The sequence below is a fragment of the Paenibacillus sp. OK003 genome, assembly GCF_900109515.1.
Lineage (GTDB): Bacteria > Bacillota > Bacilli > Paenibacillales > Paenibacillaceae > Paenibacillus > Paenibacillus marchantiae.
Window position 1 is genome coordinate 262,950 of record NZ_FOBD01000002.1, and the last position, 24,311, is coordinate 287,260.

The window sequence follows — 24,311 nt, forward strand, 5'->3', positions numbered from 1 at the left end:
TCATGGATGAAAAGGACTGCCGTCTGCTGCTGAGCGTTTCCGAGGAAAGCAGTCTGACCAAGGCTGCGGAGCGCATGTTTATGACCCAGCCGGCTTTGACATACCGTTTGCAGCAATTGGAGAAGGAATTTGGCGTGCCACTTATCGATAAAACGTTAAAAGGCGCCAGGTTCACTCCCGAAGGAGAACATCTCGCGATCTATGCCCGTAAAATGCTCAATGAACTTAACCAGGTCAAGGAGCAGTTGTCGAACATTCGGAATGAAGTCAAAGGAACGCTGCGCCTCGGGATTGCCAATCATTATTCGTTGTACAAGCTTCCTCCCTTATTAAAGCAGTTCAAGGAGCTGTACCCTGAGGTTCAGTTTGCTGTGACCTGTGCACTGAGTGTGGAGGTTATGGAATTGTTGATGCGGGATGAAATTCAGGTAGGTGTCATACGGGGGGAGCATCCATGGTATGAGGGGAAACATCTGCTGCACGATGAACCGGTCTGCATTGTATCCCGTGAACCCATTAATCTGGATGAACTTCCCGGGCTTCCACAAATCGCATTTCAGGAGCCCTTGACCAAAACGGGTGGATCTCCCGTGAGCCCATTCCGCGAGGGAGTGGCGGCCTGGTGGTATGAGCGCTATGAATGTTCACCAACTGTAGCGATGCGTGTGGACAGCTATGAGACATGCAAGGAAATGGTGCGATACGGGCTTGGTTATGCCATTATTCCGGGCATTTTCGTATCTGCTTCGGATGGTCTTCATCAGCAGGAACTAATCCGACAGAATGGACAGGGAGTGCGGCGTAATACGTGGTTGGTATATAAAGAAAGTGTGCTGCAGCAGGCAACGGTGGGTCGCTTTGTTGACTTGATGAAAACGGCTGGAACACAGCATGTTGTGGACGGAAACTAGATACAGACGTGGTGGTGCAGGTGCTAGGCTTTATGCATAATTATCCGATATTTTATTATCAAATAAGGAATTTTATTGCTATTTGGCAGTGTCATTTTTATAGGGAGTACCCATTCGAAGGATGTACATAAGATTAAAATGTATACCGATGCCGTCTTGGCTAATATGAAAAATAACCAGTAATATACTGACATCTAATGATATCCATATGTTATTGTCTAGCGAGTCCATAAAATTTTTTATGGGCTATTCCTTAATTTTTTTGAATTTACTTCTGGCTTGGTCACACATACAATATATCCAATCTGATTGTATATTTATTCGATTGAATTGAATATAGAAATGCTGTATTTGGAGAAAGGCGGCCAAACAATATGTATCCTGACCCAGCTCATATGAAGCAAAAAATCAAAGAAACCGTAGATCGGCTGGACCCCGACTTGCGGGAATTATCCCTGCGCATCCACGCTAACCCTGAACTTAGCTTTCAGGAAGCCCAAGCACAACAATGGTTAACCGAACCGCTGGAAGCAGCCGGATTTCAGGTGGAAAAAGGTATTTCAGGCCTCGACACCTCGTTCCGTGCTGTATGGGAAGGCCAACCAGGTGGACCCACGATTGCACTGCTCGCTGAATATGATGCGCTGCCCCGCATCGGACACGCCTGCGGACATAATCTGATCGGAACCTCTGCTGTAGGTGCAGCACTGGCGCTCAAGGAATCTTGCCCTGATCTTCCGGGAAGGATCGTCGTTCTTGGCACACCGGCTGAAGAAGAGGGCGGCGGAAAAATCATTATGGTGAACGATGGCGTATTCAATGAGATTGATGCCGTCATGATGTGTCACCCGCAGCAAAAAACGATGGTACTGAGAGGTGCGTTGTCCTGTGTGGATGCAACCTTTACGTTCCATGGCAAACAAGCACATGCAGCTTCATCTCCTGAGAAGGGTATTAGTGCGCTGGATGCCTTGGTCAACGCGTACGCGGGCATAAACTCGCTTCGTCCTTATCTGAAGGATGACGTTCGGGTGAACGGGATCATCACCAAGGGTGGAGATGCGCCCAACGTGGTGCCTGAGCTGGCTGAAGCCGTATATATCATTCGGGCGAAGACCGTCGAAGAGCTGAAAATCGTCATGGACAAAGTATATCGCGTCGTGCGCCATGCTGCGGAAGGCGTTGGGGCTACGGTAGATATTACGGAAGGCCTGATCTATGCCGAGCGGAATAACAACAAAACTCTGGCGGGTCTGTTCCAGCAGAACTTGGAGGATATGGGCATTGAAGTGCATGATCCACCGCAAACGGGCGGCGTCGGTTCTTCGGATATCGGTAACGTAAGCCAGATTACAGCCGCCATCCATCCGTATATTCGGTTAGGAGATGCGACAACACACACACCTGAATTTGCCCGGCTTGCCGGAGCAGAGGAAGGCATGATTGAACTGAACCGTGCGGCGAAGGCCCTTGCACTGACAGCGTTCGATTTGTACGCAGACAAGGCCGCATTGCAACATGTACGGGATGAGTTTGAAGCGTGGAAACAACAGAAGGACGAGGGATGATGAATTGGAAAACATAACAAAACAACCACAACAACGGCGCAAATGGTTTAAGATGCCTCACACCTTCGTCATCTTGTTCATTCTGGTGCTGGTAGCTACCGTCTTGACCTATATTATTCCCGCAGGGGAATTTGATCGGGTAAAGGATGAAGCAACAGGCAAATCCTTGCTCGTCCCGGATTCATATCATCATGTAGAGGCCAATCCAACGGGATTATGGGATATTCCCAAGTCCATCGTTCGCGGACTGGTTGACTCCGCGGACGTTGTATTCTTTATTTTCATCATCGGCGGAGCATTTCAGATCATTACGAGCACGGGAACAATTGAAGCTCTTACAGGCCGGGTAGCCCGTTCGTTCGCTAATAAAGGATTATGGGTCATCCCGGTATTCATCACCTTGTTCTCTGTTGGCGGGTTCACGATGGGCATGTCCACAGAGGTCATGGTCTTTGTACCGATCGGAATAGCCATCGCGCGTGCGCTAGGGTATGACGCTTTAACGGGTACGGCGATGATCTCCCTGGGGGCCTCGTGTGGTTTTACCGCCGGACTGCTCAATCCGTTCAATGTGGGACTGGCTCAGGCGATTGCAGAAGTCCCGATTTTCTCAGGCATGTGGCTGCGTGCGATCATCCTGGTGTGTCTCATCTCCGTAACAAGTATCTATATTATGCGGTACGCGTCCAGAGTGAAGTCTGATCCAACTCGCGGTTTGGTGCATGAGCTGGAACAGGAGCAGGCAGCAGATACACCTGCGGTGGACTTAAACAAACTGCCAACGATTCGCATCACACATATTCTGACCATCATTACAATTGTAGCTGGCTTTGCCCTGTTAATCTGGGGTGTATCCAAAGAAGGCTGGTGGATGGAAGAACTGGCGGCTCTCTTCCTGAGCATGGGCGTGATCGCGGGTCTTGTCTCCGGGTTCGGTCCTAGTCGAATTGCAAGTGAATTCGTCAAAGGTGCAAGTGGCATCGCTTATGGTGCTTTTATCATCGGTCTGGCAAGAGGCATCATGGTTGTTCTCGATCAGGGTAACGTGATTGACTCCGTAGTATACGGGATGTCTACAGCGGTTGGCGAATTGCCGTCCTCCGTGCAGGTATTGGGTATGTATTTCTTCCAAAATATCATGAACGTGTTCATCACCTCGGGTACAGGTATGGCAGTGACAACGATGCCGATTATGGTTCCATTATCGGATCTGCTCGGGGTTACCCGTCAGACTGCCGTACTGGCTTTCCAGTTCGGAGACGGATTCACCAACATGATTTTGCCAACGTCTTCAGCCTTGATGGGCAGTCTCGCAGTATCTGGCATTCCGTATCAGAAATGGGTTAGATTCTTCTGGCCGCTGATGGTGATGTGGATCGCTATGGGTATTGTATTTATGCTTATTGCGAATGCCATTCAGTATTCGTAATCGTTCAATTAAGATAAGTAACGAAAAATGTATTCCATAACTTACATTCCTTTCTATACATTTATATTGACTAAGCTATTCCGCTTCCGATAAACTAGAATGCAGGAATAAAAGTCGAATGTTCAAAGCAGCAGTTCGAGACATTGTTTCGGACGGCTGTTTCTTTTCTTTTTCATAAGCAAGGTTGCAACGTTGTAGTCTTGTCGGATGATCCGGCCAATAACAACATGGAATAGGAACAGGTGATACACATGTGTAACAGCGCGTACCGCGTGCTTTTATATTATAAGTTCGTGAAGATTGAAGACCCTGAAACGTTTACGCAAGAGCATCTGCAATACTGCAAGGACCTGGGTGTAAAAGGCCGTATTCTGATCGCATCCGAAGGCATTAACGGCACGGTATCCGGAACGCCAGAACAGACAGAACAGTACATGAAAGACATGCATGCGAACCCGCTGTTCAACGATATGGTGTTCAAGATTGATGATGTGGAAGAGCATGCGTTCAAAAAAATCTTTGTTCGTCACAAAGCAGAGCTGGTTACGTTCCGCGTGGACGAAGACTTGGACCCGAACGAAATTAGCGGTAAACGGTTGTCCCCAAAAGAATTTTACGAGCATCTTCAACAAGAGGATGTCATTGTAATTGATGGCCGCAATGACTACGAGTACGAGATTGGTCATTTCCGAGGTGCGATTCGTCCGGACGTTGAGTCGTTCCGCGAGTTCCCGGAATGGATTCGGGAGAACCTGGGCGACATGAAGGACAAAAAGATCATTACTTACTGTACTGGCGGTATCCGTTGTGAGAAGCTGACCGGGTTCATGATTAAGGAAGGTTTCCAGGACGTGGCTCAACTTGATGGCGGAATCGTGACCTATGGCAAGGATGATGAGGTACAAGGTCGTTTGTTTGATGGGAAATGTTATGTTTTTGACGAGCGTATTTCCGTGCCGATTAACCGGACAGATGAAGATATCGTGATTGCCAGCTGTTATCACTGTGGAACGACACATGACCGTTATATTAACTGTCCAACCTGCAACCTGCAGCATGTATGCTGTGAGGATTGCGAAGAGACGCATAACCGCTTTTGCTCGGATGCCTGCCGGGAGGCAGCACCGGTAACCGCATAAGCAGGGAGAGCAGGTGCTGATCGTGAAGCGCGAAGAGGAAAGAACGACGCGTGAACGGATTTTGTTCATGCTGAAGCAGCAAGGCACAATGACCGCAAGGGAAATGACAGCTGAGCTTGGTCTGACCGGCATGGCGATTCGCCGTCACCTCACGGCACTGGAGCAGGATGGATGGATTGAGGTTCGGGAAGCCAGAGCTACAGCTGGACGTCCATCCGCTGTGTACCATCTGACGGTACGCGGGGATAGCTTTTTCCCAAAATCATATTCATCACTAACCCTGGAGCTGCTGGAGGAACTGTCGGATTCAGCGGGCAGCGGTGTCGTGGATGCATTGTTCGAGAGCCGCCGGGATAAGTTGCTTCGCAGCGGACAACCACAGATGGAAGGTCAGGATCTGGCCGGACGTGTCGAGGAACTCGCGCGCATTCAGAATGCAAACGGATATATGGCCGATGCCTCCAAGGAAGAGGATGGCACTTATGTGCTTACCGAGCTGAACTGCCCTATTGTGCAGGTAGCTAGTGTCTATAAACAGGCTTGCCGCTGTGAACTGGAGTTGTTCCGTTCATTGCTGCAGGCTGATGTGGAGCGCACCGAATGTTATGCTGATGGCGGCAAAAAATGCACGTACCAGATTCGCGAGGCGGCTGGGAATTAGCATGTATGGAGATTGTTTCGATCACTCGGAACAGTCTCTTTTTTTTTGACCAAAATTACGTAGATGCGCTATTTTTATATGGCGATGCGTGCTATAATGAGCTAACATCTAGTTTATGTTCGCATCCTTATATTTGCTAATACTTCAGCAGATATATCCTGTTCATTTTGCACGTAGGAGTGAATAATGATGACAGAGTTGCTTGATCCCAAGAACGATTATGTATTCAAACGAATTTTTGGAAGTGAAGAGAATAAGGATGTGCTTTTGGCTTTTCTGAATCACACCTTCAAAAATGCAGGTGAATCCTTACTGACCGACATTGTGTTGATCAACCCTTATTTGGACAAGGTTACCCCGAGAGATAAACAGTCCATTCTGGACATACGGGCCAAAACAGATCAAGGTGAGCTAATTAATGTTGAAATGCAGTTGTTTAATCAGTATGATTTAGAGAAGAGGACTTTGTTCTATTGGGGTAAACAATACTCCGGACAATTACTTGAGGGACAGAGATATAGCCAACTCAAAAAATGCGTTGCGATAAACATTGTTAATTTCAAAATGCTTGCTAATGACCAGTACCACAACGTATTTCATTTAAGAGAAGACCATACCAATATTCCTTTGACGGATGTTATAGAGATTCATTTTATGGAAATACCTAAGCTGAATGATGAAAATATTCAAATGAAGAATGGATTGGTGCGCTGGCTGTTATTTTTGAAAGGAATGACTAGATCAAGCTGGGAGGCGTTATTGATGCACGAACCGGAACCGGCGTTGAAAAAAGCCATGAGTGTATTGGAGTTTCTGAGCCAGGATGAGCAAGCACGTCAACAATATATTGACCGTCAGAAATTTCTGTGGGATGAAGTTTCCATGATTGAGGGCGCACGAGAAGAGGGGCTCAAGAAAGGCATGGAGGAAGGTATCCAAAAAGGAATCCAAAAAGGAATCCAAAAAGGAATCGAAGAAGGCATCAAAGAAGGAATTAAAGAAGGTGAAGCTGAGAGCAAGCGGAAAATCGCAATGAATATGCTAAATTTGGGGCTTGATCAAGATACCATTATCAAAGCTACCGGGCTAACCTCATCTGAATTAGAGGAACTGCAAAAAGAAAAGGAATAAGCACTCTGGAGCTATCTTTTGATTGATATAAGGCGACCATACCCAAAGTACATTGGGAGGGACACCTCTTTTTATTGAAAATTTTAAATATGAAAAATCTCATCCCGGATGTACACTTGACACATGAACCCACTCATAATAACATATGTTATATAACATTTGTTATTAACAACGGAAGGAGCAGTATATGCCACCCAAATCGGAGATTACGCAAGAAAAAGTGTTATCTGCCGCCTTTGAGCTTGTACGGACTCAAGGCTTGGAGGCGCTCACTGCGCGAAACGTTGCTCAGACGCTCCATTGTTCCACCCAACCCATATATAGTCTCTACAACAACATTGAAGAGTTGAAATCAAGCGTGTATGACAAGGCTGCCGAATTTGCCCGTCACAGTATGGTGGAGTATAAGGACGATGCTAATTCCCCTGCTTTGAACCTGACGATTGGATTCCTGTACTTTGCACAGAACGAGAAGCAGTTATTTCGAACGTTGTATCTTTCGGGTTACCGACAATACAATCCCCATACCGATCAGTTTCTGGGTGAAGAATTAACCACGTTCTACATGCGGTATAGCAAACGGTTACAGGATGTATCTGTCGAGCAACTCAAGCGCATTTTCTTAAAGCTCATGATCTATTTAATTGGCATTGGAACACTTCTGAACTCGCACACCTTGGAGCTGGACATGAAGGAAGCGACTGAAATGATTAGGGAAATGTACGAGATGTTGCTGCATAAGGAAGGTCTCACTTATTAAATCCATTGAAGGAGTGAGCAGTATGGTCCATAGGCTTGGCAACAAAATCGGTGAAGGCGGCTGTGCGGAGGTATTCGAATGGGAAGATGGAAGCAAGATCGTTAAACTGGCCAAACCGAACACGATTACGGCTGCTTTGGAGGCCGAACTTCATCATTGCCGAATCGCTTCGGCGTGTGGATTGCCGGTTCCTAAGCCATATGATCTGGTGACTGTCGAGGGACGATCAGGTATTGTATTCGAACGGATTGATGGCGAGACGATCATGAAGCGTTTTGTAGACCGATCAGTAGAACAGTCCAGAATGCAGGCGCCTTTGGATGTCGGCAAAGACTTCGTGAATGCCCGAATTACAGCACAGCTTTTTCATCAGATTCATTCACATTCTGTGGCCAATATGCCGAGTCAGCGGGAAAATATCAAGCATAATATTGTTGAAGCACAATATTTGTCTGAAGCGGAGAAAGCTGCCGTGATTGCCCAATTGGATCGATTACCAATGAAACAGCAACTATGTCACGGTGATCCCAACCCGGGTAACATACTGCTTAGGGACAATGATGCAGTCATTATCGACTGGAACAATGCCTCTACCGGAAATCCGGAAGCAGACTTGGCCGAATACATCATTATGATTCGATACGCCATACTGCCGCCTCATCTGCCACATGAGGCGATGGTTGCTCTTGATGCTACGAGAGAGGCAAGTATCCAAATCTTTATGGAGGAATATGAGAAGCTGTCCGGTATTGGTTATGCAGATACCGAACCCTGGATTGCGCCTGTTGCGGCACGCAAATTGATCGCGGATGGGATATCCGATGCGGAGAAAAAAATGCTCATAGATGAAATTAGAAAAAGACTCGATACTCCATATCCATGAATAATAGCCTGTCTATTAGCTGTGCCAACATTACCATCTACAGAACATTGTGGGTGGTTTTTGTTTTATGTAATGTTTTCTCTCACGTATCTGCAATGAATGCAAATTGGAAGTGGTTCAACCATTGACGGAAAACAGGTCGCACCTTAATATTAGGGAAACAATAAAATACCAACACGAGTCATGGACTTCAGTCGCATGAGAAAAGTCTATATTTGTCTGCTTTTGTCGATCAAAGCAACAATGCGTTGAAGCGTTCGTTTTGTCCCGCCCTATCGTGTCACTTGGATAACGATGAGGGCATCAACATTTTAGAAGATGGAGAGGGGTTCTCACACATGAAAAAGAAATTCTTAATGTCTCTGATGATGGTTGCATCTATGATCGTAGCGGCAGGTTGCGGAAATAACAGCGGCGGTAGCACAACACCCGAGGGATCAGGCAGCACAACAGGTGAAGGTACGGCAGAAAAATCATATCGCATTGCGATCTCACAAATCGTCGAGCATCCATCGTTGGATGCCACACGTGAAGGATTCGTTGCAGCGCTAAAGGATGCTGGTCTTGAAGAGAACAAGAATCTGACGATTGACTACAATAACGCGCAAGGCGATTCAACGAACAACCTGTCCATTGCCCAGAAGATTGCCGGGGATTCCAAAAATGATTTGATCCTTGGGATTGCAACACCATCCGCACTGGCTCTGGCTCAACAAGTGAAGGACAAGCCATTGCTGTTCGCGGCAGTGACGGACCCGTTGGGTGCCAAACTGGTGAGTGACATGGACAAGCCAGGCGGCAACGTAACAGGTGCATCGGATACGAACCCGGAGGCGATTGTGCAATTGGCTGATTTTATCGCCAAATATTTGCCGGATGTGAAGACGGTAGGTCTGGTTATTAACGAGGGCGAACCGAATGCGGTTGTGATGGCGAACAATGCGGAAAAAGCACTGGCCACACATAATATCAAGCTGGTCAAAGCACCAGTTACGAACACATCCGAAGTAAAACAGGCGACCGATTCTCTAGTTGGCAAAGTGGATGCCTTCTATATCACGCTGGATAACTCGGTAGTTAGCGCAGTGGATACAATCATCCAGACAGCGAATAAAAATAAAATTCCGTTCTTCTCCAGTGACCGGGATACCGTGGAAAAAGGGGCTTTCGCAACCGTTGGCTTCAAATACTACGATCACGGATACCAAGTAGGTGAAATGGCTGCGGACATTCTGAAAAATGGTACAAAACCGGGCGACATGAAAGTCACCGTGCCGGACAAGCTGGACCTGATTCTGAACCTGAAAGCTGCTGAAGCTCAAGGCATCACCGTTACGGATGAGATGAAGGCGGAAGTGAAGGACCAGGATACCAACATTATTCAATAATCTGACCGGACGAATCTCCGGCAGTACGGATGCGAGGCGGACATGCAGGCGGGTTCGCCTCATTCTTTTCGATAGACAGGGAGGAAGCAATGTGAATTTGACTTGGGGTTCAATTGAAGGGGCAATCGAGCTTGGATTGTTGTATGCACTGATGGCATTGGGTGTATATATTACATTCCGCATACTGGACTTCCCCGATCTCACCGTAGACGGAAGTTTTACAACTGGAGGCGCAATCGCGGCGGTCATGATATCCAACGACTTCTCTCCTTGGCTCGCTTGCTTGGCAGCAATGGCTGGAGGAATGGTGGCTGGCGCCTGTACAGGTCTGCTGCACACCAAAGGCAAAATTAACGGGCTGTTATCCGGTATTCTGATGATGATTGCTCTGTATTCAATTAATATGCGTATTCTCGGCGCACCGAACAAATCCATTATGGGCATGGATAACCCCTTCTCGGGTGAGCATGTCATGGTTATCATTATCGTAGTTGTGCTGGTATTCAAAATTATGCTGGATCTGTTTATGAAAACAGATATCGGACTGGCACTGCGCGCCACAGGTGACAACAAACGCATGATTCGCAGCTTCGGTGCGAATACGGATGTGACCACTATTGTTGGTGTCAGTCTGTCCAACGGACTTGTTGCGCTGTCTGGCGCATTTATTGCACAGCAATCCGGTTTTGCAGATATTACGATGGGAATTGGGATGATCGTTATCGGACTGGCCTCCGTTATTATCGGAGAAGCGATTCTGGGTGCAAGAACCGTATTCTGGGCCACACTTGCGGCCGTTGTCGGTTCAATTATTTACCGGATTGTGGTCGCGATCGCACTCCAGGTCGAATGGTTTGACACATCCGATCTGAAGCTGATCACCGCGGTGATCGTTATTATCGCACTTGTTTTCCCAACCATGCAGCGCTCCATGAAGCAGAAAAGCCTGGCTCGCAAACGAACCGAAGAGCTTATGGGCTCGTCGAGCCAACAGGCGAAGGGAGGCATGTGATTATGCTTGAGATTACACAAGTGACCAAACTGTTTAATCCGGGAACGACCGACGAGAAGACTGCGCTGGTTGGCGTAAACCTGACGATGAACCCGGGAGACTTCGTGACCGTGATTGGCAGTAATGGCGCGGGAAAATCAACGTTGATGAACATTATCTCAGGCGTTATGAAGCCCGACATGGGCGATGTGCTGATCAATGACCGTTCCATCAAAAGCCTGCCTGAGCATAAACGCAGCAGTTGGATTGGCCGTGTGTTTCAGGACCCGATGGCGGGTACAGCACCGCATATGTCCATTGAGGAGAATATGGCGATGGCGTACAAACGCGGCAAGGGCCGTGGACTGGGCTTTGGAGTGACCCGTGCAAGACGGGAGATTTTCAACGCCCAGTTGGAGAAGCTCGGTATTGGGCTCGACAAACGTCCTAATGCCAAAGTGGGCCTTCTGTCTGGTGGTGAACGCCAGGCGCTCAGCCTGCTGATGGCAACATTCACCCAGCCGCAAATTTTGCTGCTGGACGAGCATACGGCTGCGCTTGATCCTTCTCGTGCGGAGCTGATCACAGAGCTGACAGAGACGCTTGTACGTGAGATGAGACTTACAACGTTGATGGTCACACACAACATGGAGCAGGCCATACGTTTGGGCAATCGTCTAATTATGATGGACAAAGGCCGAATTATTTTGGACGTTAGTGAAGAGCGTAAGCGCACGCTGACCGTACCTGAGTTATTGGGTGAGTTTGAACGTATCAGTGGTAAAAAAATGGCCGATGATCGCGTGGTGCTGGGTTAAATCCAGGAGCATCTTGCGATCACCGAAGAGAGCCAGTACATCTCATTACAAAAACCTTTTGCGTTCTCGCAAAGGGTTTTTGTGGTATGTTGAACAGAATAAGGACCACAATTAGTAAGCATACATAGGAGGGCCGAGCATGTCGTTACAATTCGATGAAGGAACATACAGCGTAACCCGGCGTACCGATTCCATTCGCCTGCTGGCGAAGGAATTTGCGCTGCTGTATTTTTTGTATGAAAACAAGGAAAAAGCCTTTACTCGCAGCCAACTACTGGACCGGGTATGGCCCTTGGAATATCCGGTTGAACGCACCGTGGACGACCATGTGTATCGCCTGCGCAAGAAGCTGAAACGTTGGGAAGAAATTGCACTGGAGACCGTGCGTGGTTATGGTTACCGGCTTATCATCCGATCGAATATGGCGATATTGCCCTCTAACCCTTCCGCCCAAGATCAGGAGATGCGAGAAGTGATTCATGGATTGTTCCGCAAATACCATCTGTATGGACAGGGCAAATCGATGCTCACGCTGCTGGATCAGCAAGAAGCGCTGGGCATTGAGATTGATCCATTTTATCAGCTGTATATCCACTTTATTCAGGGAGATCTGGAATGGCTGATTACGACAACGGAAATTCCCTTCGAGGAACGTTTGTATTGGCTGTTAATTTTTACACATACCCTGATTGAACCATGGGAGAGTTTGCCCTTGTACGAAAAGGCCCTGAATTCATCCGCGCTGTCTGCCGATCAGCTTCGTGAACTTCGTATTCTGAACATTGTTGAAGTCTACGCTGAGGTAGGCCAGTATGAACGAGCCAAGGCTCGACTCATTGAAACGTATCATGTCATGGAGAAAGATGAACTGGTTCATTTCAGACTTCCGGTAAAGCTCTCAGCGTTGTATGTGGAACTGTGGGGTGGCAGCGGTGAAGCGGTTGAGGATCAGATGGCTGCTCTGCGTTCCGGGTTGAAAGATGCGCCATACTTGCGGGAAATCGGACGCTTTCAAGTGATGGAAGGCCTATGGCTGCTCAGACAAGGGAGAATCCGAGAGGCAGAGCCGAGACTGGACGATGGTCTGGACGTTTTGAAAATGACTTTGAACGCACCGTTATATCTCAATTCGGCTTACCAAATATTGTTGTTCTTGGAACACCACCGCATAGAGGGGCGTCTTCGCACTAAATACCGTCAAGTCCATGCGGATATCTCCAAAAGTTACGGCGTGCCTATTCATGGACAGCGAATTGTGGATGAAATCCGCACATTTTTATCCCCGTTTCCCCCATCCTCTGATCTTCCTCTGATATAACACCTTTATGATTAAAGCCAAGGAACATATAAGCCAGCAACAAGGCTGTAATCAGGGGAGGAAGTATAACGTATGACCGTCATTTCAAAAGAACCCAATCCAGCATCCATCTCGTCCAGTGGCGCATCCAAAAGCCTATGGACCAACATCCGCTTCATGCGGATGTTTATTGCGTATTCGCTCGCAACCTTTGGGGATTGGTTTGACGCACTCGCCATCCAGATCATGGTCGCTTATCGTTGGGGTGCTGATCCGCTGATCATTGCCCTTATTCCGGTATGTATGGCTGTTCCGGGTATCGTACTTGGATCGGTGGCAGGTGCGCTGGCAGATCGTTTGCATAAGGTGAAAATCATGATGATATGTGATGTGATCACCGTTATATTAACGATTGCCATTCTGTTCGCGCCAAGTGCGGCATGGCTGCTGCCGCTTCTTGCTTTACGAGCGATGATGGGGGTATTCCATGTTCCTGCGCAGCAGGCGCTCACGCGCCAGGTGGTAGCAGAGGAGCATTTGTTTCAAGCATCATCACTGAACGGTTTTGTCAACCAATGCTCCAAAGTAGCGGGACCGCTGCTGGGTGCAGTCATTGTGGCCGTATTTTCACCGCAAATCTGTATTCTAATCAATGCTTGTACACGTTTGTTGTCGGGAGCTGTGTTATGGCCTTTACGTCGTCTAACTGAGGAATCAGGATCATCTGCATCGGGCGAAAGTCCTTTGGAAACGGGGGAGACCGCAGAATCCCTGTTCACTCAATGGAAGAAGGGCTGGCGTTTTATCCAGAGCAGCCGCACTCTTCTGAGTACGATTCTGTTTGGTTGCTTTGGATTAATGGCCATTCTCATGATCGATTACCAGTTTACGACGCTATTTCGGGAGATCAAGCCGGGTAACGAAGCTCTGATTGGCTGGCTGGGATCATCCGCCGGGGCAGGTGCAGTTGTGATTATTCTACTGTTGAATCGGCTTCCACGAATCGGGTATGGCTGGGGGCTGGGTGGTGGATATATGCTGATTGGTGCCGGAATCGCTGCGCTTGGCTGGGTCAGTTCCCAAACGTCCGAGTTCTGGATCATCATGTGGGGCTTATGCATCGGAGTGGGTAATGGCCTGTTTATGGTGACGTTGAATTACTTGCTGCAAAAAGAAACTCCTCCTGCCTATGTCGGCCGTGTATTCGGTATTCAAAACTCGCTTTCCAGCGTCGTGCTGGTCGTTGCTCCACTTGCTGGCGGTGCCTTGATTCGGAGCGTGGGACCGAGTCCCACATTTCAATATATCGGCATGGCGACACTGGCGATTGGCATGACAGGCATGCTGCTGCAACGAATCTTATGGGAGGGGAAACAACCGCTTCCGGCAGAGTCGACTGGAGAACTTGGGCAGAAGTCAGTCTGACAGCCATGATTACCATCGTTACGGTAAAAAGAATATAAACGATAAACAGCCGCTACGGACTTATCCGTAAGCGGCTATTCTGATCTAATAGGGCAGTACATCATACTTCCCACCAGGAGAAATAAGAGGTGGAGGCCATCAGCCCCCCAACAGTGAGGGAGCCACTAACCGATAGGTTAATGGACTGACCGGGAGGAACCACGTAGCGCCCTAGTTCATTGGATAAAAAAGGACCTACCTGCAAAGGCATAGCCAATAAGGTTGTGCTACCCGTGGGAGCGGCAGCGGAGAATCGTACCGTTGCAATGCTGGTGTTACTGCTTGATAAATTATTGTTTAGCGGTGTGAGTGTGCTCGGTGATGTTAGCGTTCCATTTGCAGACAGAGCCATGCTACCGCTGAAGGAAGAAAGCAAGTTGAGCGCGACCGTTATTCCGCCGGAGAGCCTTGATATATATACATTTTTACCACTTCCGGATGGGTTGGTCAGTTGTACAGTAGCGATAACGCTTCCTCCCAGCAACCCCAATGTGGTGGAGTTGGTTGAGCCTGCATTATACAGGTTTCCCGTGCTGCCGGCATTCGTCTCAGGCGGAGCGACAATACCGGGTGAGGTAAACGTATTCGTAATGGAAGTATAGACGGGGCTATTCTGCGGGTTGAATACGTTATGATTCGGCATTGTACACACACCGCCCTTTCTTCAATATACAAATCAGAATTCCCACCAGGAAAGATTGATTGCTGCGGTTTGGGAACCCGTTCCCACGCTGATGGTTAATGTCTGACCAGGAGGGACGATGATCGAGCCGTTCAGGTTTAACCAATACATGCCGGCCGTAAGGGGGATGCTGAGCAGACTTGTTGATGTGCCCGTTAATGTACTCGTATTTTGTCTCGTCGTCATTACACTTGCATTGGCATTACCTAGTAATGTGTTGACTGGAGCAGGTGTAGTGCCGCCCGTAATGGTACCACCGGAGTAAACAATAAGCGTTGCGGCTGCCGTTGCGCCTCCGCTGATCCGGGAGACGTAAAGTGTACGCCCGCTGCTCGTTGCATTCACTACCTGTAACAGGAGATTCAGTCCCGCACCCACGCTGACACTACCGGTTGTCAAAATAAAGGAACTGCCTGCTGCTGCCGCTCCTCCCTCTGGAGTGGACTCAATGCCAGGGGAGGAGAATGTATTGGTCAGTTGAGTATATACGGGACTATTGGCTGGGTTGAATATATTGGAATTGGTCAACTAATCCACCTCCGATCTGCCTGAACGGGCCATACAAAGCCAATTTGGGAATGGCTCCTTCGATGAAAATTTGAAGTGAAACCGTGAAGAGGTTGTACTTGCAGTGTATGTAGGGAATAGGGGAAGGGTTTGGGATACAAAACAGTAAATCCTCAAATAACGGCGGACGCCGTGCCCGTATTTTATATGCGGGCATACGATGCGGAAGCACATTTTTTAAGGGGAAATCGATATGAGTCGAACAGCGAAGCGTAGCAAGAAGAGAACGAACCAAACAACTAAATATGTCAGCCGCCGCCAATCCCGTCGTTCCTGCCGCGCTAAATTGCTGAAACCTCCTTGTTCCCGGATGACTCGTCCCCGGTTCAAGCAGGGTAATTCCTCACGTACGACACTCCCTGGTGCTACTCACTGTTTTACAGAGCATACGTATATCGGAGCCGAGACAACCAGTAAGATGAACCCTCTCCCGGCACAAGATACCTCATCGCTCAGCATGTACACATATGGCATTGTAAATCGGGGGAAACATCCGGCTCTTGTACAGATCCAGATCAGCCCTAATGCCAGAGACTATGCTGTGGACAGCCAGGAGGTGATCGCCGGAGGGCAGACCCAAGCGCTGGTGCCGCTGCGATTCCTGCGTTATACCCGGCTGGTGATCCAATCGATTGAACCGGACCAGCCGACCCGGCTTGATGTTTATTTTCAGGCGCAGCGTATGCCCTAAGAACGTGGAATACAACTGATTTGACCAGGGAGGAGGACGAGGCATATGCCTAACTTTACAACGTTTAACACAAATCCGGATAATCTCAGAACCTTGATTTTTGGTCATGATAGTACAGGCACAGCTCAGCCAGTTCACACCGATACAAGCGGGAACTTACTTGGAATCATTTTGGATGGTACGATCAGCAATATAGGTCTTACTTCTGTTACCATTAATGCCGGAACCATCACGAATATTCTGAACGGAACGATTACCAGCGTCCTCGGAGCAACGATCACGGCGGGTACGATTACCAGCGTGCTTGGCGCAACGATCACAGCTGGAACATTGACGAACTTGCTAAATGGTACGATCACCAGTGTTTTGGGAGCCACAATTACTGCCGGAACAATCACAAGTGTGCTCGGGGCAACGGTGACAGCGGGCACATTAACGAACCTGCTCAATGGTACGATTACCAGCGTGCTTGGCGCAACGATCACCTCAGGAACGCTGACGAACTTGCTGAACGGTACAATTACGAGTGTATTGGGAGCGACGATCACAGCCGGAACGATCACCAGCGTGCTTGGAGCCACAGTGACCGCAGGGACGCTGACGAACTTGCTGAACGGTACCATCACGAGTGTACTTGGTGCTACGATCACAGCCGGAACGATCACCAGCGTGCTTGGAGCCACGGTGACCGCAGGGACGCTGACCAATCTGTTGAACGGTACCATCACGAGTGTACTTGGTGCTACGATCACAGCAGGAACGATCACCAGCGTGCTTGGAGCCACGGTGACCGCAGGGACGCTGACGAACTTGCTGAATGGTACCATCACAAGTGTACTTGGAGCGACAATCACAGCAGGAACGATCACCAGTGTCCTGGGAGCAACAATCACGGCGGGTACAATCAATAGCGTGCTTGGAGCGACGATTACCGCAGGAACGCTGACCAATCTGTTGAACGGTACCATCACGAGTGTACTTGGTGCTACAATTACGGCAGGAACACTGACGAACTTGTTAAATGGTACCATCACAAGTGTACTCGGAGCTACCGTGACAGCGGGAACGTTAACGAATTTGCTGAACGGTACGATTACCAGTGTACTTGGAGCAACCATTACAGCCGGGACGTTGACCAACCTGTTGAATGGTACGATTACCAGCGTATTGGGAGCCACGATTACAGCGGGTACACTCAGCAGCGTGACGTCGATCTCGCAAAAGAGCTTTCAGGAATCACAGCTTCTTAGCACGCCAACGGCAAACACGTTTACGCCGCTTCCGGCGGTCACGACGAGTGTATTTGGCACGTATTCTTTCTTTGTATATAACAGAGGGCCGGGGGCAAACCGGGTCGATGCCCGCGTGGAAATCAGCGCCAACGGTACCAACTGGTACGATGATGTGGACACGGTGACCGGGATTTTGCCAGGCTCGGTGGATGTTTTAGTGCCACAGCGTTTTCTCAAATATACACGTCTTTCCTACCGTTCCAGTCTGCTCGGAGCACCCAGCACGATTGACGTGTTCTTCAATGGACAAGGCACATAACCAGGTTTATCGTCATATAGGTACATGGAGTCCTTTAGTGGGCTTCATGTACTTTTTTTTGCATTGGAGGTGGCTGCATATGCAGAACAGGTTACTCGGAATTCATATGATTGTGCAAAATGAAGAACATCATCTGGCCCGCTGTCTCGACAGCTTCAAGCCGATGGGCAGTGAATGCTTCATTACAGATACCGGGTCTACAGATCGTACACCGGAGATCGCCAGAAGTTATGGAGCAACGGTGCTTCATGCCCGTTGGGAAGATGATTTTGCACATGCCAGAAATATAAGTTTGCCTCTCTCGAGCACGGAATGGATTCTGTGTCTGGACGCGGATGAGTATGTCATACAGGGATTGGAAGAGCTTTTGGATTATCTACCGAAGGTCCATAAGAGCGTTTCGAGACTGCGGATTACGATAGAGAACCGAATTGGCGAGGGAACGGGAGAGAGCGTCATCTTCCAACCTGTGCGTCTTTTTCGCGCCCATCAAGGATATCGGTATGAGGGGCGTATCCATGAGCAATTGGTTCGTGGCGGTACAAGGAATTGTGGAGAACAAGAAGCCGATGATCAGGACATAAAGGACTCCTTTACCCGTGAAGAAGGCTGGATTGCTGAGCATGAACCCTTGGCTCCACTACGTTTGGTTCATGATGGTTATCTGCCGTCCACGATTGCTCAAGGACATAAACCCTTGCGTAATCTAAAGCTTTTGCAGCTGGAATTAGCTGATCGTCCGGGGCAACCTTTTCACCTCTATAATGTGGGGGTAACATACTGCCAGCTAGGGAATATCGAACAGGCAGCAGAAGCCTTTACTGAATCCTTTCTTCATACACCTCTGCACGCCCCGTATCGCTCATCCCTGGTTCGGGACTACGCCAAGGTTCTTCTGGCAAGGGGGCGCTATGACGAGGCTCATGGGTTATTGGCGGTAGAAAGACAGCGTTATGCTGGGTATGCCGACCTGCATCTGCTATATGGAGAGATTTTGGAGCAACAGGGTCTGGAGGAGAGGGCCTACAAGTCCTATGCAAGAGCAACAGATTGCCGGGAGGGCTTTAATGGAGCTGATCTCAAGGACAATAACAAGGCAGAGATTCGAGGCGTACATCAGCAGGCAATTGAGCAAACAGATAAACCAGGAAGCGATGAATTATGTGAGGGCAAGTCCTCTGAAGATGTTTACAGAGAGCCAGCTCGAATGGAAAGATATTACGTAACGGATATAGGTTGCGATAGCTACAAGGCCTATACAGCCATGGGAAGGCTTGCACAGAAAAGAGGCTTTCTGCAGGAGTCTGCTCATCTGTACAGCCTGGCTCTGGGGAGCGAGATCACGTATGCTCCTGCATGGACAGGGTTAGCCGATGTATTGCAGCAATCCGGCGAGACGGATGAAAGCATAACAGAGACATTACTCGCACGCTGGAAAGAGTATTCAAAGAAAGAGCGCTCAAAGGAAGAGGATTCAGATCCGAGTGTAATAACATCCGAGGATGATCTGACGCATGTGGTTCATGCACTTGCTTCCAGCGGAGCGTATGGGCAGGCATTGAACTTGCTAGATGGAGATGACCGAAATACGCCTATAAAACATGAAGATTATCTGTATTGGATGTTATGTGCCAACAGGGTATCAGAAGCCTTGCAGTACGTGCAGAATCAGTGGAGTGAGGAGGGTATTGCGGGCATTAACTTCCAGCCTGAGCAACGATTGGACTTGGCATTGACCTATTGGACAAATGAATTATCTGTATCCGAATTATTTGTGGCCGCAGCAGAACCTCAGGAGAGGGAAGGCTGGAGACTGGTGGATGGCCTGCTGGATGCGGAAGAACAGATGCATGTTGAGGATGACAGAGAAGAGAAAACAGTTCATCAGGCGCTTCAGGCTGTAACGGAGCTGACTAAAAACATATTGATTCGGGCAGTGCAGACGGGACAACTGGCGTTTGCCAGGAAGCTTTATGAGAAGATGGCTGCAATTAAACCTGAACACGAGGAGAATGATGTTCATAGCCGATGGCTGGCTGCGGTTCTTTATCGCCAGGGATACACCATGGCGGCCGCAGAGCTGCTGATTCAATCTATGTCACAAGGCGATCTGGATGCGGAAAGCCTTTTTTACCTTGGGGAAGCCGTGTATGCCAAAGGGCATTACGATCAGGCATTAATTCTTTTCCAGCAGGCATTGGAGAAGGATTCAGAACAACGGCAGGCGAGGGCTGGAGCTGCTGTCTGTTATATGTGGCTGGCGCTTGGGGTTATCAGACAGGAACGAACTCGTTCTCCTGCTGACAAGGTACTTATGGCACAAAAAACTATTTTGGAGCAGCAACTACGCACCGCCGAGGGAATCCCTTGGCGCACGGTGTTCCGTGCGAGGGAGAGGAGGAACCAGCTTGGCGACCAAGCACATTTCATTATGCATGATCGTGAAGGATGAAGAAGAACTGCTGCCTCATTGTCTTGAAAGTGTCCGCGGGGCGGTGGACGAGATCATTGTAGTAGAAACCGGTTCGTCGGACCGAAGTGCTGCCATTGCCAGGGAATATGGGGCAGTGGTTGTGCCGTTTAAGTGGAGCGACGATTTTGCCGCGGCACGAAATGCTGGCCTGGAGCAGGCTTCTGGCGAATGGATTCTTTTTCTCGATGCGGACGAGGCGCTGGATGAGACTGCACGGGAGCAGATCAGAAGCTGGGCGGCATCCAGCGGATGTGACGGATTGTTTTTAAATATCCATAACTATACGGGTTCGGGTCAGCAGGGGGTGACGGTAAATCCGGTATTGCGCCTCTTCAGGAATGAGCCGGAGCATCGGTTCGAGGGTCGGATTCATGAGCAGATTGCGGTGGCAATCTGTCGGAAGAATCCACAGGCTGCTTTTCACGTGACAGACATGATCATTCACCATTACGGGTATCAGACGGCCATTGTGGAGCGCAAGGATAAGGTGAACCGGAATTTGCGTTTGCTTCAACAGGCGGTGGAGGAAGAGCCAGATCAGCCGTTCCATCACTATAACCTGGGTGTTGAGTATCTGCGGATGGGAGAAACGGAACAGGCGCTAAAGACGTTTGGCGTAGCCAAAGCGGGAATTGATCCCACCCTCACAAGTTATGCACATCTGTTGTTCAAATATGAGATTCGCTGTTTCCAGCATTTGAGTCGCTGGCAGGAAGCATTGGATCATATCCATGCTGCTCTTGAACTCTTCCCAGAATACACGGACCTGCTGCATCATCGCGGAGTATGTGAGGAGGCGTTAGGGGAGACCGAAAAGGCAGAACTATCGCTGCGTGAAGCAGTTCGTATGGGACCGCCACCACCCATATTTCATACGGAAGAAGGAATCGGAACCTATCAGACCTGGTATACCTTGGGTAGGCTGCTGGAGGGGCGGGCGGATCTTGAAGGCGCAGTGGATGCTTATGTGGAAGCAGTCCGTGCGAAATCGAGCCTGCTGCCGCCGTTGTACCGGATTTTTCGGATCATGCGGGTTTCGGGTCAAGAGCAACACTTGGTGGAGCTGATTCAGGAGCGATTTGCAATCACTTCAGAAGAGGCGATCCAGAAAGTATTGGGCATTCTGGAGCAGTGTCGTTGCTATGATACAGCTGTGAAGTTGTTGCCAGACCTATCTTCAGACCCTTCCGGGGAGATGCGGGAGAGGTTATCCATGGCTGAGGCTTTGCTTCAGATTCAACTGGGAAAATGGCACAAGGCACGCCTTAAGCTGGACACGATACGGCGAAAAAAAGGAGAGCTTTCTGTACCAGCTACCCATTGGATAGAGCGACTAAACTGGATTGAAGGAAGACCGATCGAGGGGAAAGATCAACTGACTGCGTGGCTGTGTCGTCATTCGCAACCGGGTACGGAGTCGAAGCGATATCAACAGGCAGAAAGAATCAGTAGTTCACAAGCCGTTGCCCAAAATGACGACTCAAACGTGGCTGCTGGAACAGCATATAATGGCTGGCAGGCAATTGGATTAATGATGGAGGGATGCGTGTCATCCGGGAAATGGGATGTGCTGCATACGCTGGTCCAGCTTAGTCAGAGGCAGTTGGCAGAAGGGGTGTATCCATTGGTGGAAGGCGCCCGGCAGGAAGCGGGAGAACCCTTTGTTGGAGCCTCCAATTCACGTGTGGGAACCAGCTGGTTGGTGAAAGGGCTTGTCAGTGCTGCCGATCATCACCTGAAGGCGTTCGCTCAAGGGACAGAAGGTCAGCGACACCGGTGTTGGCCTGTGGTTCAGCAGATTAGACTGGATTTACCGGGGCCGGATGGTTTTGAGTTTTGAGGATGGAGTGAAAGAGAGCAGAACCCCGTATAGGAAGGAGGGAGGATGAACATGCAGACAGGAATCAGCCTGTGCATGATCGTAAAGGATGAGGCCCGGTCGCTTCAGCGATGCTTGGATGCTATTCAGGATGTTGTGGATGAGATTATCATCGTGGATACGGGATCAACGGACGATACGACCGACATTGCCCGTCGTTATGGTGCGGTTGTCATTAATGCAGCATGGACCGGAGATTTTAGCGCTGCCCGCAACCTGTCCCTTGCTGCGGCCACCCATCCTTGGATTCTGGTACTGGATGCGGATGAAGTCTGGATACAGTCCGAGCATAATCTGGCGGAGATGAAGCGGCTGCTGGAGTCAGGTCAGGACGATGTATGGGGATACTGGATACAGGTCACAAGTTTGCTCGGCATGTCTGGAGAAGAGCGTGTGACGGATGCGGTATGTCGTTTATTTCGGAATGATCCCCGGATTGCTTTTCAAGGCATGATTCATGAAGAAGTGGCATCTTCCATTCTGTCCTTCGCTCCGTGGGGTGTGGTCAATTCCGGGCTTGAGATTATTCACCATGGCTATCTGGAGCACGTTATTGTTGGCAAAAATAAACCCGAGCGCAATATGCGTCTGATTCGCTCCGCTCTCCAGGAGTCACCGGATCAACCGGAACTCTTATATGCCATGGCCGCCGAGTGGTTTCAGCAAGCGAGATACGATGAAGCGCTCAGGTTGCTGCAGCCTTTATTGGCAAAGCTTACGCCGGAATGCGGATATCATTCGGATCTGGTACTCAAAACGGCTTATGCCTGGCGGGAACGTAGCCGCCCAGAGAGAGCGCTCGCTATCATTGAGGAGTGGAGGCCAGTGTATGCTGATTTCCCTGATCTGCTGGAGCTTGGTGCTGTGTTGGAGCTCGATCAAGGACGGGATGCTGCGGCCCTCGACTGGCTCAAGCAGGCCAAAGCGGCAGCATCCACAGCCAGTCGATATACGTCCGTTTCCGGTGCCGGAACGTATCGCAGCCTGACTCTGGAAGGCATGGCCCATGAACGGATGGGCTGCTGGCAGGAGGCAGCTAAGGCCTATACCGCTGCGCTCGCCTTACAGCCCGGTAGCTTGTCAGCATGGCAGCGGCTGTTACTGCTGGCCGCAGCTACCGGGCGGCCGAACGCCATCGCAAGCGCAGCCCAGCGGATCAGCCTGCCGCCTGCGGCCTGGCAGGCGCTGATCCCGGCCGCGCTGGATGCGCATCGGCCGGACTGGCTGCTGCGCCACGCGGCATCGCTGTCCGCCGCGCTGCGGGCGCAGCCCCTCGCCGCCGGGCTGGCGCTGGCCCAGCTCGGCGAGGACGCCGCTGCCCGGGCGGCTTTGCAGCCCTGGGCGACGCATGCGCAGCACGGGCCGGAGGCGGCGCTGGCGCTGTGGGCGCTCGGCCACAAGCAGCCCGGCGAGCACCGCGCCAGTGCTGCGGCGGGCTCAGCGCGGGGCGCAGCCGTGCCCCCGGCGACGCGGCGTAAGGCCTGCCAGCAGGCAGCCGCGCCCGACTCAGTCCGCGCAGCCGAAGCGCTGCTGCGCGGCGCCCCAGCCAGCAGCGCCCTGCCAGCGCCGCAGGCCGTGCGCGCCGCGGCGCTGGCGCTCGCGCGCGTAGGCGCCTGGGCCGCATGGCTGCGCCTGCTGCGGGCCCTGCCGCCCGGCCAGGCGCCGGCGCTGCTCGCGGCGCTTCCGCCTGCGGCCCGCTGCGGGCTGCTGCGCGCGCCCGCAAGCGTGCGTGAAGGGCTGCTTGTGCTGTTCGGCACGCCGCATGGCGCGCAGCAGCCCTTCACGCACGAAGTGCCCGCCATGGTACTGGCGGGCACGCTCGCTTTGCTCGCCGGGCGGCAGCGCACTGCGCGTGATTGGGCCGAATCGGCCCAAGTCACTGCACGGCAACCTGCCGCCTCCGGCAGCCCGGCGAAGACCATCCCGCCGGGCCTGCACGCCCTGCTGCGCCTGACATCACCCGGCGCAGCATCCACCGAAGCATATGCCAACCAGTGCAGCATGCTGCTGGTTCATCTCTAACGCTTA

20 protein-coding genes are annotated in these 24,311 nt (G+C 50.3%); 18 read left to right on the forward strand and 2 right to left on the reverse strand.

The window, feature by feature from the left end; genetic code table 11:
- The first annotated feature begins 2 nt into the window (after positions 1–2).
- The 13 genes from BMW94_RS04010 to BMW94_RS04070 all read left to right on the forward strand — a co-directional run bounded on the left by BMW94_RS04010 (position 3) and on the right by BMW94_RS04070 (position 14,401).
- Complete coding sequence (locus tag BMW94_RS04010; protein WP_090994743.1) at positions 3–911, forward strand: LysR family transcriptional regulator; 909 nt, start codon at positions 3–5, stop codon at positions 909–911.
- A 374-nt stretch (positions 912–1,285) separates the two neighbouring features.
- The gene (locus tag BMW94_RS04015; RefSeq protein ID WP_090994745.1) at positions 1,286–2,479 is read left to right on the forward strand and encodes a M20 family metallopeptidase; all 1,194 of its coding nucleotides are present in this window, start codon (positions 1,286–1,288) and stop codon (positions 2,477–2,479) included.
- Between the two features lie 4 nt (positions 2,480–2,483).
- Positions 2,484–3,908, forward strand: coding sequence for a YfcC family protein (locus BMW94_RS04020; protein WP_254790101.1), 1,425 nt, complete (start codon positions 2,484–2,486; stop codon positions 3,906–3,908).
- A 251-nt stretch (positions 3,909–4,159) separates the two neighbouring features.
- On the forward strand, positions 4,160–5,047 hold the full coding sequence (locus BMW94_RS04025; protein ID WP_090994747.1) for an oxygen-dependent tRNA uridine(34) hydroxylase TrhO: 888 nt from the start codon (positions 4,160–4,162) through the stop codon (positions 5,045–5,047).
- 13 nt (positions 5,048–5,060) lie between these two features.
- The gene (locus BMW94_RS04030; RefSeq protein ID WP_090994748.1) at positions 5,061–5,708 is read left to right on the forward strand and encodes a helix-turn-helix transcriptional regulator; all 648 of its coding nucleotides are present in this window, start codon (positions 5,061–5,063) and stop codon (positions 5,706–5,708) included.
- A gap of 189 nt (positions 5,709–5,897) precedes the next feature.
- Complete coding sequence (locus BMW94_RS04035; RefSeq protein ID WP_090994750.1) at positions 5,898–6,839, forward strand: Rpn family recombination-promoting nuclease/putative transposase; 942 nt, start codon at positions 5,898–5,900, stop codon at positions 6,837–6,839.
- Between the two features lie 187 nt (positions 6,840–7,026).
- Entirely contained in the window at positions 7,027–7,599 is a 573-nt protein-coding gene (locus tag BMW94_RS04040; protein WP_090994752.1) for a TetR/AcrR family transcriptional regulator, read from the forward strand.
- Between the two features lie 22 nt (positions 7,600–7,621).
- Complete coding sequence (locus BMW94_RS04045; protein ID WP_090994754.1) at positions 7,622–8,482, forward strand: aminoglycoside phosphotransferase family protein; 861 nt, start codon at positions 7,622–7,624, stop codon at positions 8,480–8,482.
- A gap of 338 nt (positions 8,483–8,820) precedes the next feature.
- A complete protein-coding gene (locus BMW94_RS04050; RefSeq protein ID WP_090994759.1) occupies positions 8,821–9,870 on the forward strand; it encodes an ABC transporter substrate-binding protein in 1,050 nt (349 codons plus the stop codon).
- A gap of 91 nt (positions 9,871–9,961) precedes the next feature.
- Complete coding sequence (locus tag BMW94_RS04055) at positions 9,962–10,882, forward strand: ABC transporter permease (RefSeq protein ID WP_072733758.1); 921 nt, start codon at positions 9,962–9,964, stop codon at positions 10,880–10,882.
- Between the two features lie 2 nt (positions 10,883–10,884).
- On the forward strand, positions 10,885–11,679 hold the full coding sequence (locus BMW94_RS04060; RefSeq protein WP_063567603.1) for an ABC transporter ATP-binding protein: 795 nt from the start codon (positions 10,885–10,887) through the stop codon (positions 11,677–11,679).
- Between the two features lie 139 nt (positions 11,680–11,818).
- Entirely contained in the window at positions 11,819–12,997 is a 1,179-nt protein-coding gene (locus BMW94_RS04065) for a winged helix-turn-helix domain-containing protein (protein WP_090994762.1), read from the forward strand.
- A gap of 72 nt (positions 12,998–13,069) precedes the next feature.
- Positions 13,070–14,401, forward strand: coding sequence for an MFS transporter (locus BMW94_RS04070; RefSeq protein ID WP_090994764.1), 1,332 nt, complete (start codon positions 13,070–13,072; stop codon positions 14,399–14,401).
- 100 nt (positions 14,402–14,501) lie between these two features.
- On the opposite strand, the gene BMW94_RS30085 is transcribed toward BMW94_RS04070, so the two are convergent.
- Positions 14,502–15,083 (reverse strand): hypothetical protein, encoded by a 582-nt coding sequence (locus tag BMW94_RS30085; protein WP_139209293.1) that lies wholly within the window; start codon positions 15,081–15,083, stop codon positions 14,502–14,504.
- Positions 15,084–15,116: 33 nt separating this feature from the next.
- A complete protein-coding gene (locus BMW94_RS04080; RefSeq protein WP_090994770.1) occupies positions 15,117–15,650 on the reverse strand; it encodes a hypothetical protein in 534 nt (177 codons plus the stop codon).
- A 232-nt stretch (positions 15,651–15,882) separates the two neighbouring features.
- Between BMW94_RS04080 and BMW94_RS04085 the strand changes: the two genes are divergently transcribed.
- The 5 genes from BMW94_RS04085 to BMW94_RS30705 all read left to right on the forward strand — a co-directional run bounded on the left by BMW94_RS04085 (position 15,883) and on the right by BMW94_RS30705 (position 24,305).
- Positions 15,883–16,380 carry a DUF6385 domain-containing protein gene (locus BMW94_RS04085; RefSeq protein ID WP_090994773.1) on the forward strand — a complete coding sequence of 166 codons (498 nt, stop codon included), beginning with the start codon at positions 15,883–15,885 and terminating at the stop codon, positions 16,378–16,380.
- Positions 16,381–16,425: 45 nt separating this feature from the next.
- A complete protein-coding gene (locus BMW94_RS30820; RefSeq protein WP_254790102.1) occupies positions 16,426–17,931 on the forward strand; it encodes a DUF6385 domain-containing protein in 1,506 nt (501 codons plus the stop codon).
- 79 nt (positions 17,932–18,010) lie between these two features.
- The gene (locus BMW94_RS04100) at positions 18,011–20,383 is read left to right on the forward strand and encodes a glycosyltransferase (RefSeq protein ID WP_175480572.1); all 2,373 of its coding nucleotides are present in this window, start codon (positions 18,011–18,013) and stop codon (positions 20,381–20,383) included.
- Positions 20,340–22,244 carry a glycosyltransferase gene (locus tag BMW94_RS04105; protein ID WP_139209294.1) on the forward strand — a complete coding sequence of 635 codons (1,905 nt, stop codon included), beginning with the start codon at positions 20,340–20,342 and terminating at the stop codon, positions 22,242–22,244. Before BMW94_RS04100 ends, BMW94_RS04105 begins: the two co-directional genes overlap by 44 nt.
- A 45-nt stretch (positions 22,245–22,289) precedes the next feature.
- Positions 22,290–24,305 carry a glycosyltransferase gene (locus BMW94_RS30705; protein ID WP_090994780.1) on the forward strand — a complete coding sequence of 672 codons (2,016 nt, stop codon included), beginning with the start codon at positions 22,290–22,292 and terminating at the stop codon, positions 24,303–24,305.
- The last annotated feature ends 6 nt before the right edge of the window (positions 24,306–24,311 follow it).

Coding starts and splice junctions, on each gene's coding strand:
- BMW94_RS30085 (WP_139209293.1), bottom strand. CDS start 15,083: ATGCCGAATCATAACGTATTCAACCCGCAGAATAGCCCCGTCTATACT.
- BMW94_RS04070 (WP_090994764.1), top strand. CDS start 13,070: ATGACCGTCATTTCAAAAGAACCCAATCCAGCATCCATCTCGTCCAGT.
- BMW94_RS30705 (WP_090994780.1), top strand. CDS start 22,290: ATGAACATGCAGACAGGAATCAGCCTGTGCATGATCGTAAAGGATGAG.
- BMW94_RS30820 (WP_254790102.1), top strand. CDS start 16,426: ATGCCTAACTTTACAACGTTTAACACAAATCCGGATAATCTCAGAACC.
- BMW94_RS04050 (WP_090994759.1), top strand. CDS start 8,821: ATGAAAAAGAAATTCTTAATGTCTCTGATGATGGTTGCATCTATGATC.
- BMW94_RS04100 (WP_175480572.1), top strand. CDS start 18,011: ATGCAGAACAGGTTACTCGGAATTCATATGATTGTGCAAAATGAAGAA.
- BMW94_RS04065 (WP_090994762.1), top strand. CDS start 11,819: ATGTCGTTACAATTCGATGAAGGAACATACAGCGTAACCCGGCGTACC.
- BMW94_RS04085 (WP_090994773.1), top strand. CDS start 15,883: ATGAGTCGAACAGCGAAGCGTAGCAAGAAGAGAACGAACCAAACAACT.
- BMW94_RS04015 (WP_090994745.1), top strand. CDS start 1,286: ATGTATCCTGACCCAGCTCATATGAAGCAAAAAATCAAAGAAACCGTA.
- BMW94_RS04035 (WP_090994750.1), top strand. CDS start 5,898: ATGACAGAGTTGCTTGATCCCAAGAACGATTATGTATTCAAACGAATT.
- BMW94_RS04060 (WP_063567603.1), top strand. CDS start 10,885: ATGCTTGAGATTACACAAGTGACCAAACTGTTTAATCCGGGAACGACC.
- BMW94_RS04010 (WP_090994743.1), top strand. CDS start 3: ATGGATGAAAAGGACTGCCGTCTGCTGCTGAGCGTTTCCGAGGAAAGC.
- BMW94_RS04045 (WP_090994754.1), top strand. CDS start 7,622: ATGGTCCATAGGCTTGGCAACAAAATCGGTGAAGGCGGCTGTGCGGAG.
- BMW94_RS04040 (WP_090994752.1), top strand. CDS start 7,027: ATGCCACCCAAATCGGAGATTACGCAAGAAAAAGTGTTATCTGCCGCC.
- BMW94_RS04025 (WP_090994747.1), top strand. CDS start 4,160: ATGTGTAACAGCGCGTACCGCGTGCTTTTATATTATAAGTTCGTGAAG.